15 protein-coding genes and 1 pseudogene are annotated in these 16,352 nt (G+C 60.1%); 10 read left to right on the top strand and 6 right to left on the bottom strand.

Annotation, left to right across the window (positions count from 1 at the left end; translation table 11 throughout):
• Window positions 1-106 precede the first annotated feature (106 nt).
• Window positions 107-1,612, bottom strand: coding sequence for a CoA-acylating methylmalonate-semialdehyde dehydrogenase (locus QF038_RS09555; RefSeq protein ID WP_307609927.1), 1,506 nt, complete (start codon window positions 1,610-1,612; stop codon window positions 107-109).
• A 342-nt stretch (window positions 1,613-1,954) separates the two neighbouring features.
• Between QF038_RS09555 and QF038_RS09550 the strand changes: the two genes are divergently transcribed.
• From QF038_RS09550 to QF038_RS09540, 3 genes and pseudogenes are all read left to right on the top strand, one after another.
• Complete coding sequence (locus tag QF038_RS09550; RefSeq protein WP_307609926.1) at window positions 1,955-2,122, top strand: transposase; 168 nt, start codon at window positions 1,955-1,957, stop codon at window positions 2,120-2,122.
• A 213-nt stretch (window positions 2,123-2,335) separates the two neighbouring features.
• A complete protein-coding gene (locus QF038_RS09545; protein WP_307609925.1) occupies window positions 2,336-2,644 on the top strand; it encodes a hypothetical protein in 309 nt (102 codons plus the stop codon).
• Between the two features lie 158 nt (window positions 2,645-2,802).
• A pseudogene (locus QF038_RS09540) lies at window positions 2,803-2,946 on the top strand (recombinase family protein); the annotation flags it as partial.
• 550 nt (window positions 2,947-3,496) lie between these two features.
• On the opposite strand, the gene QF038_RS09535 reads toward QF038_RS09540, so the two are convergent.
• From QF038_RS09535 to QF038_RS09520, 4 genes are all read right to left on the bottom strand, one after another.
• Entirely contained in the window at window positions 3,497-3,784 is a 288-nt protein-coding gene (locus QF038_RS09535; RefSeq protein ID WP_307609924.1) for a hypothetical protein, read from the bottom strand.
• Between the two features lie 351 nt (window positions 3,785-4,135).
• Complete coding sequence (locus tag QF038_RS09530; protein WP_307609923.1) at window positions 4,136-5,794, bottom strand: thiamine pyrophosphate-binding protein; 1,659 nt, start codon at window positions 5,792-5,794, stop codon at window positions 4,136-4,138.
• 15 nt (window positions 5,795-5,809) lie between these two features.
• Window positions 5,810-6,895 carry a histidinol-phosphate transaminase gene (gene hisC, locus QF038_RS09525; protein WP_307609922.1) on the bottom strand — a complete coding sequence of 362 codons (1,086 nt, stop codon included), beginning with the start codon at window positions 6,893-6,895 and terminating at the stop codon, window positions 5,810-5,812.
• Window positions 6,896-7,033: 138 nt separating this feature from the next.
• Window positions 7,034-8,281 carry a Xaa-Pro peptidase family protein gene (locus QF038_RS09520; protein WP_307609921.1) on the bottom strand — a complete coding sequence of 416 codons (1,248 nt, stop codon included), beginning with the start codon at window positions 8,279-8,281 and terminating at the stop codon, window positions 7,034-7,036.
• 287 nt (window positions 8,282-8,568) lie between these two features.
• Between QF038_RS09520 and QF038_RS09515 the strand changes: the two genes are divergently transcribed.
• From QF038_RS09515 to QF038_RS09500, 4 genes are read left to right on the top strand one after another with little or no spacing between them, the layout of a single operon-like run.
• Entirely contained in the window at window positions 8,569-9,705 is a 1,137-nt protein-coding gene (locus QF038_RS09515; RefSeq protein ID WP_307609920.1) for a diaminopropionate ammonia-lyase, read from the top strand.
• A 14-nt stretch (window positions 9,706-9,719) separates the two neighbouring features.
• On the top strand, window positions 9,720-10,901 hold the full coding sequence (locus QF038_RS09510; RefSeq protein WP_307609919.1) for an ArgE/DapE family deacylase: 1,182 nt from the start codon (window positions 9,720-9,722) through the stop codon (window positions 10,899-10,901).
• A gap of 21 nt (window positions 10,902-10,922) precedes the next feature.
• Window positions 10,923-11,405, top strand: a complete 483-nt coding sequence (locus QF038_RS09505) for a RidA family protein (protein WP_307609918.1) — start codon at window positions 10,923-10,925, stop codon at window positions 11,403-11,405.
• 42 nt (window positions 11,406-11,447) lie between these two features.
• Window positions 11,448-12,398 (top strand): LysR substrate-binding domain-containing protein, encoded by a 951-nt coding sequence (locus QF038_RS09500; protein WP_307609917.1) that lies wholly within the window; start codon window positions 11,448-11,450, stop codon window positions 12,396-12,398.
• Window positions 12,399-12,740: 342 nt separating this feature from the next.
• Here the strand turns inward: QF038_RS09500 and QF038_RS09495 are convergent, their stop codons facing one another.
• On the bottom strand, window positions 12,741-13,691 hold the full coding sequence (locus QF038_RS09495) for a helix-turn-helix domain-containing protein (RefSeq protein ID WP_307609916.1): 951 nt from the start codon (window positions 13,689-13,691) through the stop codon (window positions 12,741-12,743).
• Here QF038_RS09495 and QF038_RS09490 point away from each other — a divergent pair.
• The 3 genes from QF038_RS09490 (at window position 13,690) to QF038_RS09480 (ending at window position 16,058) form a co-directional block, all read left to right on the top strand.
• Window positions 13,690-14,487, top strand: a complete 798-nt coding sequence (locus tag QF038_RS09490; protein WP_307609915.1) for a cyclase family protein — start codon at window positions 13,690-13,692, stop codon at window positions 14,485-14,487. The two genes, QF038_RS09495 and QF038_RS09490, sit on opposite strands and share 2 nt — an antisense overlap.
• A 233-nt stretch (window positions 14,488-14,720) precedes the next feature.
• Window positions 14,721-15,311, top strand: a complete 591-nt coding sequence (locus QF038_RS09485; RefSeq protein WP_307609914.1) for a DJ-1/PfpI family protein — start codon at window positions 14,721-14,723, stop codon at window positions 15,309-15,311.
• 333 nt (window positions 15,312-15,644) lie between these two features.
• A complete protein-coding gene (locus QF038_RS09480) occupies window positions 15,645-16,058 on the top strand; it encodes a hypothetical protein (protein ID WP_307609913.1) in 414 nt (137 codons plus the stop codon).
• Window positions 16,059-16,352 lie beyond the last annotated feature (294 nt).

The raw sequence follows: 16,352 nt of genomic DNA, 5'->3' as shown, positions 1-16,352 counted from the left end.
CTGCGAGAGGGTTGGGGAAAAGCGACGTTAAGTGAGAGAACGTTGGGAAGGGGCAGCCCTATCCCAACGCACTCTCACATCCTGCAGGGTTTTCCCCCACGCTCTATCAGTTCTGGGGGAAGCCGAGGTTGATGCCGCCGTGGCTGGGGTCCAGCCAGCGTGAGGTGATGGCCTTCTCGCGGGTGAAGAACTGGAAGCCCTGCAGGCCATACGCCTTGGAGCTGCCGAAGATCGAGTCCTTGAACCCGCCGAAGGAATAATAGGCCACGGGTACGGGGATGGGGACGTTGATGCCCACCATGCCCACCTCCACCTCGTTCTGGAAGCGGCGGGCGGCGCCGCCGTCGTTGGTGAAGATTGCGGTGCCGTTGCCATAGGCGCCGGAGTTGATCAGGTTCAGGCCCTCCTCGTAGCTGCGGACGCGGACCACGGACAGCATCGGGCCGAAGATTTCCTCCTTGTAGACGCGTGAGGTGACGGGGACGTCATCGATCAGCGTCGGGCCCAGCCAGAAGCCGTTCTCGTCACCGTCGACGTTGATGCCGCGGCCGTCCACCACGACCTGGGCACCGTCTTCCAGTGCGACATCGATGTAGGCCGCCACTTTGTCGCGGTGCTCGCGGGTGACCAGCGGTCCCATGTCACAGTTGCGGCGACCGTCGCCGACCCGCAGCGTTGCCATCCGGGAGGTGATCTTCTCGATCAGTTCGTCGGCGACGGGCTCCACGGCGACCACCACGCTGATGGCCATGCAGCGTTCGCCGGCGGAACCGAAGCCGGCGTTGATGGCGGCGTCGGCAGTGAGCTCAAGATCCGCGTCGGGCAGGACCAGCATGTGGTTCTTGGCCCCTCCCAGTGCCTGGACGCGCTTTCCGTTCCTGGCTGCTGTCTCGTAGATGTACTGGGCGATCGGGGTGGAACCAACGAAGGAGATGGCTTTGACGTCCGGGTGCTCCAGGAGCCCGTCCACGGCTTCCTTGTCGCCGTGGAGCACGTTGAACACACCGTCAGGCAGGCCCGCCTCGGTGAACAGCTCAGCGAGCCAGTTGGCCGCCGTCGGGTCCTTCTCGCTCGGCTTCAGGACCACCGTGTTGCCGGCGGCGATGGCGATCGGGAGGAACCACAGCGGCACCATGGCCGGGAAGTTGAACGGGCTGATGATGCCCACGACGCCAAGCGGTGACTTGGTGGAGTAGACGTCCACACCGCTGGAGACGTTTTCTGAGTGCTCACCCTTGATCAGGTGCGGGAAACCGGTTGCGAGTTCGACGACTTCCTGGCCACGGGTAATTTCACCCAGAGCGTCAGAAACGACCTTGCCGTGCTCGGCGGTGATGATCTGCGCAAGTTCGCCCTTGCGTTCATTCAAGAGCTCGCGGAAGCGGAAAAGGATCTGCTGGCGTTTGGTGATGGACAGATCACGCCAGGCCGGGAAAGCCTTCTGCGCCGAGGAAATCGCAGCTTCGATGTCCGAGGCGTTGGCCAGCGCGACGCGCTTAGTCTCAAGGCCGCGGGCCGGGTCGAAGACGGGAGCGGTGCGATCTCCCGATGAGAGGGATTTGGCTCCGCCGATCCAGTGGGACAGCACGGGCAGTTCCTGGTTTACGGACACGCTTCTTCTCGCTTTCAGTAAATGACGATGGGATGCCGCGAGCGGCTTGCCACCAAAGGTAGTAGTTCCGGGACGAGTAGAGCCACTACATTTGGCGCAGAAGCAAGCGTCCTTTCGACAGATGTACAGCTGTGCCGACGGGGGCTGCGCGAATACGGTGGGAACACTGCAGCCAATAGACGCGCCTTCAGGAGTTCCGATGAAACGCCGACGCCCCGAGGATCTCGCCCCCTATTCCGCGGAGAAAACCGCCGTCCGCACCGGCGAGCACCGCCCCGACAGTGGGTGGTGGTACCCGGTCCGGCCCGAACTGGCTAAAGTGCTTACGGCCGCGGTCAGTCGATGGTGGAAGAGATCGAAGTCCTCATCGTCACCGGTGCAACAACCGCGAAAGTGGAAGCCAACAACACCGCGATCAAGCACACAAAAAGGACAGGCCGGGGATTCACCAACGCACGTAAATACAAAACGCGTATCCTGTTGCGCAGTGCCGCCAGCACCGCGGCATGAACATCCCTCACGGCAGAACGTTCACCATGAACTGTGAAGAGCCAGTTTGATGCCCACGTTGAATGCACAACAGGGCTCGGCCCGTACGACGCGGTCATCCCAGCCATTCCGGCCGCGCCTGGATCACCTCACCAAACCAACTAGTCCTCGACCCATCCGACCACTTCCAAGAAGGCTTCACGGTGGGCAAACCTTGGGAATCGGAGTACTGACATGACACATCGGCGCATTGATGACTGGTGCACCCTCAGCGGTGCCAGCGTTGAAATCCGGCAACGGGGCAGCATAATCTGCAGCGGAATCGTGGATGACGTCACCGACGATGGACGGGTCTTGTGGATCCACTCAACAGTCGAGGGCCGACGACTCTTCGAGAAAGCCGACTTCTACCAGGCCTGGGCCGACGAAGAACGCGTTGGATTCCACTACAAGGTAACCCGCGCTGAAACAAACACCCTTGGACAACCTGGCTACGGAGCTCAGCCTGAGGAATATACTCACGCAGCTTCCACTGCAGCCTGAATCTTGCCAGCTACAACAGTTCGCTCAACCTTGCTGCAACTGTCCGTAATCTGCACCAATTGAGGTACATCCCCACCTGACGAGTGACGTCCGGAAGTCTTGACCTTCTTTTGGAACAGACCTAAAACTCAACCTGACAGGACGAGGGGGAGGCGCAGGTGGGTGGGCAGCGGATCGGGTACGTGCGCGTCAGCACGCTGGATCAGAACGAAAAACGCCAGCTCGAAGGCCAGGTTCTGGCCCGAGTCTTCACGGACAAGGCCTCGGGCAGGGACACTGCCAGGCCGCAGCTTGAGGACCTGCGAGCGGGCCAGGATGCGTGCAACGCCGTCGTCGGTGGCATCCGTCGTCATACGCGGATACTATCCCGTGGCCGTCTTCGGTAGTGTCGCGCATCAGCTAAACGAAATCTCCATTATCGGCGATTAAACAACGGGAGTAGAAGTAGCTGCGAGAACTCCCGTTCCATGGCGAATCTGGAGTTTCCTAAGGTCAGAAGCTGGCGTAGGCCGCAAGCGCATAAAGTGGGACGGTGCGACGCCAATTCAGCGGAGGCGGACACCTTCCCTCGAAGCAAGGATTGCTAAGTCGCGCGAAACGGCTTCTAACGCTTTGCGGCGCTGCAGTTGCCTGCGGTCGGACTTTTCATAACCCTTGGGCTGTGGGACATAGTCGAGTTTTGGTTCAAAGCCTTCGTCTCCGATGTCGTCAATTCTGTCGCATAGCGGGTCGTAGAAGATGACTCCCGGGATGTGTTGGGGTGTCTGGCCTGAAGAGGACTTCGCTATCACTGTTCTTTCTCATCTCTGTGGGTATGGTGCTTTGGTTAGATTCTTGTTAGTCCGCTCTGTCTCACGGGTTGAAGAGGTCGGTGTCGGACACCAGCGTGGTCGGAAGCTGCTGAGAGCTAATCAACGTGTAGAGCTGGTCTAGCAGGTCGTGGGGATCCGCCCAGACTTCGTATCCTTCTGCTGCTTCGAAGAGTGCCCGGTTTCCGTTGTGGTCGGTAGCCATCCAGAGAATGGTGTCGTCCGGCATCACAGTTTCGACGATTCCCGCACGGACAACTTGGCCGTTTTTGTGAATTTCGACATCAGCGCCTACTACGCGGCTCCAGACGTCACATCGGTAAGACTTCATAGTGGTTTGTTCCTCGTTGAGACACGCAAAGTCGCGCCGGTCAGGACGACGGGGCGGACCGATTCTCAGTCCGTTTCCGGCCCCTGGCAGTAGTGGCAGTCGTCATCGCAGCCATCCTGGGCAGACGGAAAACCCTGCAAGGCGGGTCCGACCTCATGCAGGCTCTTGTCACTGCTAAACACTGCAGTGCCCGTCGTGCCCTTTACTCGTTGTTGGGGCATAACGTCTATCCCGCTCACATGGTGCTCGCTTTCGGGCGTTTTCATGGACGCGACGCCTGAGGTCGGTTCGTCCGGAGGGCAAAGGATTGGGTCGTTTGGAGGCGTCTGCGTCGCATCACAGGCAAAGTCATCATTGACCGGCAAACGCTTGTGCGGCCAAGATGGGCGCCATACTTTCGCGCATGTAGTCGGCGACTTCGCTCTGTGTAATGGCCACGTCAAGCACGAATAGGCCCTCAGCGCCGGCAGCGAGCCATTGTTTCAGCACTTGGAGGTCGGCAAATGAGCGCATTTTCACACCTTTAGCGCCCATCGCCAGACCGATGGCGCTGAAGTCCACTTCTGGTATTTGCATGGCAGTATCGTCGAGCCCGCGTGCCGCGTACTGATGGACTTCGGCTCCGTAAGCGGCGTCATTGAAAACGACCATCACTCCGCTTGGGATAGCGCGAATAGCTGATTCAAGGTCAGCAAGAGCCATCAGGGCCCCGCCGTCCCCTGCAACCAGTACCGTAGTCCGGTCTGGACGAGCCACTGCTGCCCCGACTGCTGCCGGGATACCCAAACCGATGGATTGAAAGGCCGTGCCGATCATCATTAGGCCCCGTGGGTCAGGTGCTTGGCAGTACATGGGGATCCAGCCGCAGAAGTGGCCGCCGTCCTGGACTATGGTGCGGTCCGTGGGCAGAAGTGAGTCCAGCTGTTGTGCGACTGCGCGGGGATTAAGGCGTCCGTCGCCCGCGAATTCGTCCGCAGGCTGTTCGTGTGAGAAGGAGGGTGTGACTACTTCAGGGTGCAGAATCCGCCAACCATCGTTGACGGGGGTGACTGCCGCTGTGAGGGACTTCGCCACTAAGGTAGCGTCGGCCTGGATGAAGCAGGTAACCCGAGGATTGGTAGGAGCATCGAGTTCGTCAATCTGAATAACCTCGGCATCCTCTGCAAAAAGGGAGCCATAGCGCGTTTGAAAGGCGTTGAGGCTTGCGCCGGCCACGAGCACAAGGTCAGCTGAGCGCATGATGTGCAGCGGAGCTGTCCTTGCAAAGCCTCCTGCAATGCCAAGGTCCCACGGGGTGTTGAGGTAGTTGCGTGCCATAACGGAGGTGGCAAACAGGGCACCGATTTTGTCACCCAATTTCACCAGGTCCTCCCCCGCCCCGGATATAACGGCACCGTTGCCGGCCATGATCAAGGGCCGCTTGGACCGGTTAAGCAGTGCCGCGACGTCCTCAACCAATTCGAGATTGGCTGTTGCGCGGGCGGCATGTTGCTGCTGTCTCGCCGGTTCCTGTGGCCCGGCGATCTCACTGGAGATGTCATAAGGAATGGACAGGATCACGGGGCACCGTTCACGCCGAGCCAGTAACCATGCCTCTTCAGAAACACGTAAAGCGTTGTCTGCTGCGACCGTCAGGGTCAAAATTCCGAGGCCTTGGGCGACCATCAGCTGGTCTATGTCCCACGGCCGGGGACCGGAAGTCGGGGCCTCCCCCACGACAACCACCATCGGGATTCGTGCCTTTGCGGCCTCCGTAAGGGCAGTCAGTGAGTTGGTGAAACCGGCACCGTAAGTAACTGTGGCGACAGCAACCTTGCCAGATGCCCGGTAGTAGGCGTCCGCCATCGCTACCGTCCCGGCTTCGTGCCTCGCGCTGATATACGGCAGGCCGCGGGCGGTGAGGTTGGCGGTAAAAAAAGCGTTGCCGTTGCCCATCAGGCCGAATACGGCCTCAGTATGCTGTGCGCAGACATTGGCGACGATATCGGAGACATTCAGGTGGTCGGTCATGTGGGTTCCTTAAGGTCAGGGCTGTCGGGCCAGCACGGCGGCTGCCTGTCGGGCTACGTCCAGAATCCTGTTATTGGCTTCGGGAGTACCGATAGTGATACGGATGCCTTCTTCTGGAAAGGCGCGCACAGACAGGGCGTTCTCTTCAAATAGGGCGGTCAGGGCGCCGGTCCGGTCCCGGCTGTCGAGCCACAGGAAGTTGGCCTCGGATTGCAGGACGGGTAGTCCGGCGTCCAGCAAGGCAGCGTGCACGCGTCGGCGTTCGGTGACGAGGATGTCGATCCGCTCCTGAAGCTCGTTTTCGGCTTGCAGGGATGCCACCCCGGCCTGTTGGGCCAGTGCCGTGACGGCAAACGGGACAGCGACTTTTCGAAGGGTGGTGATCAGGTCCGGTGCCGCGATGGCATAGCCAAGGCGCAGCCCGGCGAGCCCGTATGCCTTGGAGAAGGTGTGCAGAACTGCGACGTTGGGGTATTTGCGGAACATGTCGACGCCCACGGCCGTAGCAGGGTCGCAATTGAAGTGGACATAGGCCTCGTCAAGCACGACAACGACATCCGAAGGTATGGACTGGACGAAGGTTTCAACTGCAGTTGCGCTGAGTACTGAGCCGGTGGGGTTGTTCGGGTTGCAAATGAAGATGACTTTGGTTTTTCGGGTGACAGCTGCCGCCATTGCGGCCAGATCGTGACTGCCATCGGCTGCCAGCGGAATGGGCTGCGGTGTCGCGCCGGCCACGGTCGCCAGAAGCGGGTACGCCTCAAAGGATCGCCAGGGGAACATCACCTTGTCGCCCGGGTTTGTTATGGCGTGGATGATTTGACTGGCGACTTCAACGGATCCGGCGCCGAGTGCAATGTTCTCCGGTGAGACCGCCCATCGGTGGGCGATGGCGTGGGTGAGATCCTCGGCGGCGATTTCCGGGTAGAGATTTATGTTTGCCACGGCATCAATCACTGCCGCAGTTACGGACGGCAGTGGCGGGTATGGATTCTCGTTGGAGGAGAGTTTGAAAGCCTTCAGGCCGTCGATGCCGGTGGGTGCCTTTCCCTGGCGGTAGGGTGGAAAGTTTTCAAGCCCGGCGCGGTGCGGGATGGTCATGGAGTTCTCCTAGTAGGCCGGAGCTAAGGGATACTGTGGCTGTTATGGGCGCGATCCTGAAAGGGGCCTCTTTGCCCATAGGGATGCGCGGCGTCCCGCTGCGCTGGCAAGAGAGGTGCGAAAAAGGATCCGGCTATCTCAATGCACCTCAGGAAGTTGCTCAGGGGCGCGGCGACTCAAGAGCTGGGGCCCATTTTCGCGAAGCACGAAGTTTTCCTCGTGTACCATGCCCTGGCCGGGATTTATGTCCAATGAGGGTTCAAGAGTCAGTACCATGCCAGGAAGGAGGACCGTCTCATCCGTATTGGTGTGCGAAGGCCATTCGGTCAGGTGCATGCCGAGCCCATGACCTAGACGCCCAACATTTCCACAGGCGTAACCGTTCCCGACAATGACGTTTTGCATCGCGCGGAAGAGATCGCCAGACGTCACGCCGGGACGGGCAATGTCCAGGGCAGCATTGGTGGCCTCGAAGAGTGTGGAGTATGCATGGGCCGACGCGCGGTCAGCCGAGCCAATTGCATAGTTGCGATCAAAATCGCAGAAGTAGCCGTCGTAGACCGTGCCCGTGTCGATCATCAGCACGTCACCTTCGGTCAACGGACGGTCTCCCGGAGGGGAGATGACATTGTCGTATCCCCCGGGGGCAGCCGCACCAACAAGATATGGAACATCGTCCGCGCCCCGCTTCAACAGCTCAATCTTGACTGCACGAAAGGTTTCGATGAGTGGCTGCCCGGCAGCCGCGATGCCGGGAATCAAGTCGAAGACATCGGAAGCGATGCGGCAGACGTGGGCAATCTTTTCGATTTCCGCCTCTGATTTGACCATCCGCAGGGACTTCACGATGTCGGTGGCATCGTGGAAACTGAAGCCCTGCAGCATGCCGCAGAGCCGGTTGTAGTCCGCCAGCGGCATGCGCAACGTCGTTTCGGGGCCCATCGGCACGCCCACCCGGGAGCGATCTCCCAGAATTTCGTGCATGGTCGCGGCAAGCAACGAGACGCCTTCGTCCTCGGGCTGCGGTGAAGTCCAGGACCGGACGTCATCGATCCAAGTCTCCGCCACCGGGGGGTATCCGATTCCCGGAACCACTGCTGTTGGCCGCCCGTTGGCTGGTACCAGAAGGAACCACGGGCGAGTCGGGCTTTGCCAGAACTGCGACAGGAAGCCCGTGAAATAGCGGAATTCAGCTTCTGTCGTGATTAGCAGTGCGTCCAAGCCGGCCTGTGTCATCAACAGCTGCGCGCGCGCCAATCGCTCTTGGAATTCCGAAACTGGAAAGCCGCGCCTCGGCGGAGTGAAAAGTTCGGAAGGTACAGGACGCGTCCCGTTGTGCAGGGCGCCGGTCCACGCTATGTGGTCGGGGATATGGTTTTTTCGCATCCGTTGGTTGCTCCTAGATGTTATGGCGTATGGGCCAAGTGTCGTCATTGGAGGCCCGGCTTTGGACTGGCCCGGACCTAGCGTGGCCCGGCCCAGCATCTGAAAGCTGACCGCGCCCTGGGGCCCGTCACCGCATCAAGTCTCCCTCAGGAAGAAATAAACAAAAAGCGGTCAAATGTGGCCATCAACTTTAAGCAAAGGTAGACAATCACCTTGAAGAAAAAATGGAGGGAATAGGCCACAAATCATCACTTTTAGTTTGCATTTCTTTGTCGGAGGATGGGTGCATGCTTCTTCCGCAGACCAGCTATTGGTACTCGAATCCCTCCGCCCGCTCCTGGCAAACGGCAACGCCTGAATCTGCCTTGTCATTTCACCGCAGTCTTCACGGGTACACGCCTACACCCCTTGTTGATCTGCCTTCGCTCGCCAATGAGCTTGGGGTGGCCCGCGTCCTGCTTAAGGATGAATCCAACAGGTTGGGTCTGCCCGCCTTCAAGATTCTTGGGGCGTCGTGGGCGGTTTGCAGGGCATTGTGCCAGCGCTACAACTTGGACCCCGATGGCATGACTGTCCCCCGGCTCAAGGAATTCATCCGTACCAGCGTGGGGGTTGCAGAATTGCCGGTGCTCGTGTCGGCCACGGATGGCAACCACGGCCGTGCAGTGGCCCGAATGGCAGGTTTGTTGGGTTTGTCAGCGCGGATCTACATTCCGGCTGGACTCAGCTCGTCCGCTATAGATGGCATCCGGAGTGAAGGCGCAGCCCTGATTGAAACCGACATTACCTACGACAACGTCGTCACCCTAGCGGCCGAATCCACGGAGGGCGAAGCGTTCGATGTACTGATTCAGGACACCGCTTGGCAAGGCTATATGGAGGTCCCGCAATGGATTGTTGACGGATACGGCACATTGTTCGGCGAGATCGACGACGCACTCCAAGAGCAACACGCGACCGGTCCGGATCTGGTCGTCTGCCCTGTGGGTGTCGGTTCCCTCGCTCAGGCACTGGTGGAGCACTACCGAAGCGCCGGAAATGCGGCCCCGGCACTGCTGAGTACCGAGCCCAATACGGCCGCTTGCATAGCGCAGTCCCTGCAAGCGGGAAAACCGGTAGTGGTGGATACCTCTTACCCGTCCATCATGTCAGGGCTCAATTGCGGCACGCCTTCGGAGCTGGGTTGGCCGGCGCTCATGGCAGGGATAGATGCCGCTGTCAGCGTCTCCGAGGCCGACTGTCGCCAAGCAGTCCTGGATCTGCGGCGCTTGGGGCAGGACGTCGGCCCATGCGGTGCTGCGACCTTGGCCGGCGTGCGATCCGCCTTGGCGAGTCCGGAACGGCGACAGCAGATGAGCCTCCACGAAACTTCTGTGATTGTCCTGGTCAGTACCGAAGGCTTGGCCGCGAATCCGCTCCGATGAAAGGTTTACTCCCCATGGAAGCATCGAAAAAAGTGAAGACCGAAACCTTGCCCTGCGCGCTGGAGGACCCGGTAGCGCTCCTGCAGCAACTCGTTAGGATCAATTCCGTAAACCCGGACCTTGTTCCCGGTGCGGCTGGAGAAACAGCCCTTGCCGCCTTCACTGCCACCTGGCTGGAGAAACGGGGTTTCATCGTGACCCGTCTCGAAGCCGTGTTCGGGCGCCCCTCCATCGTTGCCGTCGCGGCGGGCACGGGCGGAGGCAAGAGCCTGATGTTCAACGGCCACCTCGACACCGTCACTCTTGCAGGCTATGACGGGGATCCACTTGAGCCCCGGCTGGAGGCCGGACGCATGTATGGCCGCGGGACTTTCGATATGAAGGCTGGGATTGCAGCGATGATGGTCGCCGCCGCAGATGCGGCGACCCGCCAGCATTCGGGCGACATCATCCTTGCCCTCGTGGCCGATGAGGAATTCGGCAGCGCCGGCACTGAGGAGGTCCTCCGGCATTTCAGGGCCGATGCCGCGATCGTCTCCGAACCCACGCATGAGGACATCGTCATCGCCCACCGTGGATTCGTATGGTTCGATGTCACCATCCAAGGTACTGCCGCCCACGGTTCCCGCCCTGATCTGGGAATCGATGCCATTGCAAAGGCCGGAAGATTCCTTACCGGTCTTGAGGAACTCAGCCACGCGTTGCTTAGGGGACCCGCTCACCCGGTTCTAGGGACGGGGAGCATCCATGCCTCGCTCATCCGCGGCGGGGAAGAGCTCTCCAGCTACCCTGCAGCTTGTACCGTCTCGCTCGAACGACGCACGGTGCCGGGGGAAAATGCCGCAGCCGTAGAGGCTGAGTTGCGGCACATCCTCGATGCCATCGCGGCATCCGACCCCGACTTCAGTTACACACTGGCCGCGGGCTTGGAACGCCAAGCATTCGAGGTCCCTTCCGACTCCCCCATTGTCCGTGCGGTAGCCGCCGCTGCGGGGGCCGTCACTGGGCATCCCGCCCCCCTCCGGGGCGAGGCGTTCTGGACCGATGCTGCCCTCATGCTCGAAGCCGGGATTCCCGGGCTCCTCTTCGGCGTAGACGGCGGCGGGGCCCACGCCGCCACGGAATGGGTCGACCTTGCTTCATTGAAGAGGGTCAGCCAAATCCTTGCCGACACTGCCGCCGATTTCTGCCTCTAACCACACCTTCGAAGGATATTAATGACTGCCCAGACCACCTCCCTGTCCCATAGAGCACTCCGGGGACGACTCGCCGAACTCGGGTTGGAACTCCCTGAAGTACCCGCCTCCGCCGCTCCGTACATACCGGCCGCCCGGGCCGGAAACATCGTCTACACTTCGGGACAGCTCCCCCTCCTCGAGGGGAAGATGGCGACCGGGGGCAAGGTTGGATCGCAAGTCTCCGTTGAGACGGCGGCCGACCTTGCGAGGACGTGCGTTCTGAACGCGCTGGCCGCGGCAGGAGGCCTGGGCGACCTGGACCATGCCCGGATTCTCAAAGTCACCGGGTTCGTCGCCTCTGCCCCAGGCTTCAACGGCCAGCCCGCCGTGGTCAACGGCGCCAGCGAGCTGCTGCTGGCGCTGTTCGGGACCCGCGGCGAGCACGCCCGCTCGGCCGTTGGCGTAGCGGAACTGCCTTTGGATGCACCAGTCGAGGTGGAGATTATCGTAGAGTTTCCGTGACCAGGGCATAGTCTCTAAATTAAGGCGGCGGAGAGGACAGAAGTGCTGAACGTAGTCCGGCTCAAGGTCTTGCTGGAGTTGCATCACCGTAAGACGCTCTCTGCTGTGGCCGCCGCGTTGTCTTACAGTACGTCAGCTGTGTCGCAGCAGGTCCGTCTACTGGAAAAGGAAATTGGCGTCCCCCTTGTCGAGCCTTCCGGGCGCCGTCTGCAGCTGACCCCGCAGGGGCTGATCCTCGTCGCCCACGCCGAGCAGATCCTGGACCTACTCGAAAGGGCAGAGGCGGACGTGTCCACCTCCATGACCCAGCCGCTGGGCGTGGTCAAGGTCGCAGCCTTCCAGTCCGCGGCGCTGACGATAATTCCCGACGCCCTGACGGAACTGCGCCGCCTGCACCCGCAGCTGACCGTCGAGTTTGAGCAAGGTGAACCGGAGGCCACCCTGCCTTCTCTGGCCTCCTCCGAATACGATCTTGTTATCGCCGAATCTTTCCCCGGCCTGCCCCTGCCGACCCTGCCGGGGATCGCGGTCACTACGATCATGGACGATTCACTATGGCTCGTCATGGACGCGGCCATCGCCGGAGGCCTGGACCCGGGCCAGGATTTGATCGCTCAGCTGGCGGATGCCCGCTGGGCGGTGGAGACCGTAGACTCGGCTTCCCGGGCATGGCTAACTAACCACTGCCGGAAGGCGGGCTTCGAGCCCAAGGTTATCTGCTCCTCCGAAGATGTTTCAGTTCACTTGCGGTTTGTCGAGGCCGGACTGGCCGTCGCTGTCCTTCCCGGACTCTCACTCGTCGGTGCGTCGACCACGATTCGCCGGTTCCCCACCTCCGGAATGCAGAACCGGAAGATTCTTCTCGCAGCCCGGGAAGCCTCCCGTCGACGCCCTGCTATATTGGCCGTATCCGCTGCCCTTCACCGGGCTGCCGCGGCTTATACAACCGGGGCAGAACCAGCGAAAATTGAGCTTGGAGCGGGGGAACTCTGAACTGCAGGGGACCTGTTTGATTTAGTCGTGCACCCACCGAATACATTCCACCGTAAAGGGGCCGACTACATACGGATGGCGGTGCCCCAGGTTTGTTGGACACGGCGTGGACACGATGTCACCACCGGCATCCCGTTTACGACAAGCGAGCAGACTCGACGTTTGTCAATATCGCACGAATTGACAAGAGGTCATCCATGCGCATTATGGACCATAGTCTGGGACACCAAGGCCATCTTTTCTCAAGGCCGAGGACAGTTGGGCCTTCTCGAGGCTGAGGAGGTGGCGGTAATGGCCATGAATCAAGTACGGGCAACTTCCGCGCGGACAGCACCGGCGGGACTAAGGTCGGACGCGGGCCGGATTCGGACGGTACAGTCGTCGGTAGTTGGTGGGAGTCATTGAAAGTTCGCGCATGAAATGCAGCCGCATGTTCGTCGAAGTCCCGAGGCCACAACGGTGGGCAATGGCTTCGACGGTCAGGTCACTAGTTTCAAGGAGTCTTCGGGCCTCCGCCATTCGTTGCCCGGTTAGCCACTTCAGCGGTGTCACGCCCGCTTCCGCCAGGAACCGGCGGGCAAACGTGCTGGGTGCCCATCCGGCATGATCAGCCAAATCTGCGACCGATATGGGCTTGGAGAGGTTCTTCTGAGCCCACACGCAGGTCGCTCCGAAGAGTCCGATCGGGGCAGCGACAGGATTGTCGATGAACTGAGCCTGTCCGCCTTCCCTGTGGGGCGCAACTACCATGCGGCGGGCAATTCTGTTGGCAGCCTCGGTTCCGAAATCGTTTCTGACCAGGTGGAGGCAAAGATCTATGCCAGCGGCAACACCAGCGCTGGTACTAACTCCGCCCCCATCTACGTAGAGCACGCCGGCATCGACGGTCGTCGACGGATACATCGCGGCCAGCCGTTCAGCATTCCGCCAGTGAGTTGTGGCGCGTTTTCCATCCAGGAGTCCTGCGGCTGCCAGAGCGAACGCACCCGTGCAAACGGAAACGATTCGCGCTCCACGACGACTGGCCTGACGCAGCGCATTACTCACCTTCTCCGGAGGGTCGTCCAACGGACTGAAACCCGGAACAACCACCGTGTCGGCAGCGCGAAGGAGGTTAAGACCATGGGTTATTTGGATGGCGTAGCCTGTCGTCGTGGAAACGAGACCAGGCTCTGCGGCGCACACCCTGAATGAATACCGCTCCCGCTCGTCTGGGTGGCCGAATACCTGGGCGGGTATGGCGAGATCGAAGGCCACTACTCCCGGCAATGCCAGAGCCACGACGTTGTGCATGGCCATCACTGTACAGGTGAAGGAGACAATTTGGCAGAATAGTTTCGATACGCAGCAATTCTGCCCATTCTTTTTCTTCAACCCGCCTGACAGGGTCGTACGTATGGAAATCTCCCGTCAGACAGCTTCGAAGAACACCCGACGTATCGTGGATTTGAGCCACACCATTGCAGAAGGCGTCATCACCTATCCGGGCCTTCCTGCCCCAACATTTCAGTCCTACCTTTCCAGAGCGGATTCGCCCTCCCGATTCGCCCCTGGAACGGAATTCACCTTGGATACGATCTCCATGATCGGCAATACGGGCACGTATTTGGATAGTCCGTTCCATTGCTTCGCAACTGGAGGAGACTTGGCCTCCTTAGACTTGGAGACCCTGGTAGGCCTTCGAGCGGAGGTGATCCATGTTCCATTCGAGTCCGGAAGGGGCATAACCTCTGCCTTGCTTCAGAATAGGGACCTGAAGGGCGCAGCAGTCCTCTTCTATACCGGCTGGGATCGTCTTTTCGGCACACCGAAGTATGGGGTTGGCGCACCTTTTCTCACGGAAGACGGTGCACGGCATCTGGTCCAGGAGGGGGCTGCACTCGTTGGGATCGACTCACTAAACATCGACGACAAGGATTCCAGCGGTGAAAGGCCGGCCCACACGCTTTTGCTCGCTGCAGGTATTCACATAGTCGAGCACCTCACGAACCTCGGAAACGTACCCGAGCAAGGGGCACGCTTCACGGCCGCACCACCGAAAATCAAGAATTTCGGAACCTTCCCTGTCCGAGCCTATGCAGAACTCTGATGTCCCCACGTGCGACGGCATGCCGCTACAGGCTGCGGTTCAGCGTGGGATGTTCGCGGCCACTGAAAAAGGCGTCAGGGCCGGGCATATTGGGCATGGTGCGTCGCTCGGTTTGCCCGCAAGCGTCGTCAAGGCAATCAGCAGAATACTTTCGTCATTAGGCGTTTCTGCCCATTACAGGGCCGGAAAAGCTATGACATCGTTGGCTGCATGATGACTAAGGCGGACCCACAATGACACGGCACATAGGAATTTTCCTCTTCGACGGCGTCGAAGAGCTCGATGCTGTCGGCCCCTGGGAAGTCCTATCGCACTGGACTAAAAGATTTCCCGAAGATGGGTTTGGAGTATCCACGGTGTCGAAGGACGGGAAGCACGTGCTTGCCTCCAAGGGACTCACGTTGGGCGCACATCACTCTTTTGCCGATGCTCCTCACTATGACGTATTCCTGCATCCCGGCGGTCCCGGCACCCGTATATTGATGAGGGACACCGGACATCTTGATTGGGTGCAACGGCAGCGAGTCAAGACCCCGCTGATGACGAGCGTTTGCTCTGGTGCGCTCGTTTACGCTGCCGCTGGATTGCTAGAGAACCGTCCTGCCACGACCTACTGGAATGATGTCGCTCTACTCGCGGAACTGGATCCGACAATCAGCTTGAGGACGCAGGACAGGTACGTTGACGACGGCGACTTGATCACGAGTGCAGGCGTAAGTGCAGGCATTGATATGACCCTGCACTTAGTACGGCGACTCGCCGGTCCTGACCGTGCCCGCGAAGTCCGTCGGGGAATCCAATACGACCCTGAGCCGCCGGTCTGACCTAGATGGCGGGCGGCATCTTGCAGTACAGGGTTCCCTGGATTGGACAGCGGGAAACCCAGACCGATGGGCGAATGCTCGATCGACGTGTCAGCGACGGTGTAACACTCACGACCTCCAATTGCTGGCCCGGTCGAGACGGTGACGCGATGCGTGGGTGTGTACCTCGCTCGCTGTCTGTCTAGTGCCTCCCGGTGCTAATGCACGTCTAAGGGCGGCATCCTGCGGGCTCGCCGATGTCTTTCGCCAGCAGCCTCCCGGCCATCCCGCCGGCACCTTGCTGGCTGTCATTGACGGCGGCAAGGACCTCCCCCGTCTTTCCGTTTAGTTCATGTGAGTGAAATTGCCCTTTGGAGAAGCATTCCTATTCAGCAGGTTGAGAATCAGAACCATGTCATGGTCTCTGGCGGTGTCATTCACCTGCAGTGGCGTGCTCCAGAGGTTACTGAAGAAAATGTCACAGCCGCGATGGCAAGCGTCGCGCAAGTAAGGGCAGACGCTGTCCATTTTCTGCTTATTGAGCTATGCGGTGTACGAACGGTGAACTACCGGGTGCATGAAGCGGTGGCTGCAGGAGCGTTGCCCGTTACTCGGCTGGCTATAGTCGCTTGTTCACCCGTCGACTGGGCAACAGCGTATTTTTACGTGAGCAAAGTGCGGCCCAGCGGTACGGCGAGACTGTTTACGTCCCTTTCTGAGGCATTTGCCTGGCTCGCCATGGATTTAAGGCCTGAGGAAGACAGCTGACCGACAGCGCACATCAACGGCGAAGCCTCCTAGTTGGCAGTAACCGTCGGACTCGCTGCGTTTATGCCAACCAGTGAGGTGCTCCTAAATTGAGTGTCTTCGGGAAGAACAAGCCAAGGCAAAGGGTTGCGGGGGTTGTTTGTTCGAAGGAAGCTTCCGGAACTTCCCGCGGGGAAACCGGCCTCCCCGCCAAAACCCTGGAAGAGTGCTTCTCGGAGTTCATCCACATCCCTGGGATACGGCGCGCGCTAACGGCTCCGACCCTTGCCAGGATTCATGTCTCGTACCGGTGGG

The organism is Pseudarthrobacter sp. W1I19 (assembly GCF_030817835.1).
Lineage (GTDB): Bacteria > Actinomycetota > Actinomycetes > Actinomycetales > Micrococcaceae > Arthrobacter.
The sequence above is the reverse complement of the archived record's forward strand: the minus strand, read 5'-3'. Positions and strand labels throughout refer to the sequence as shown.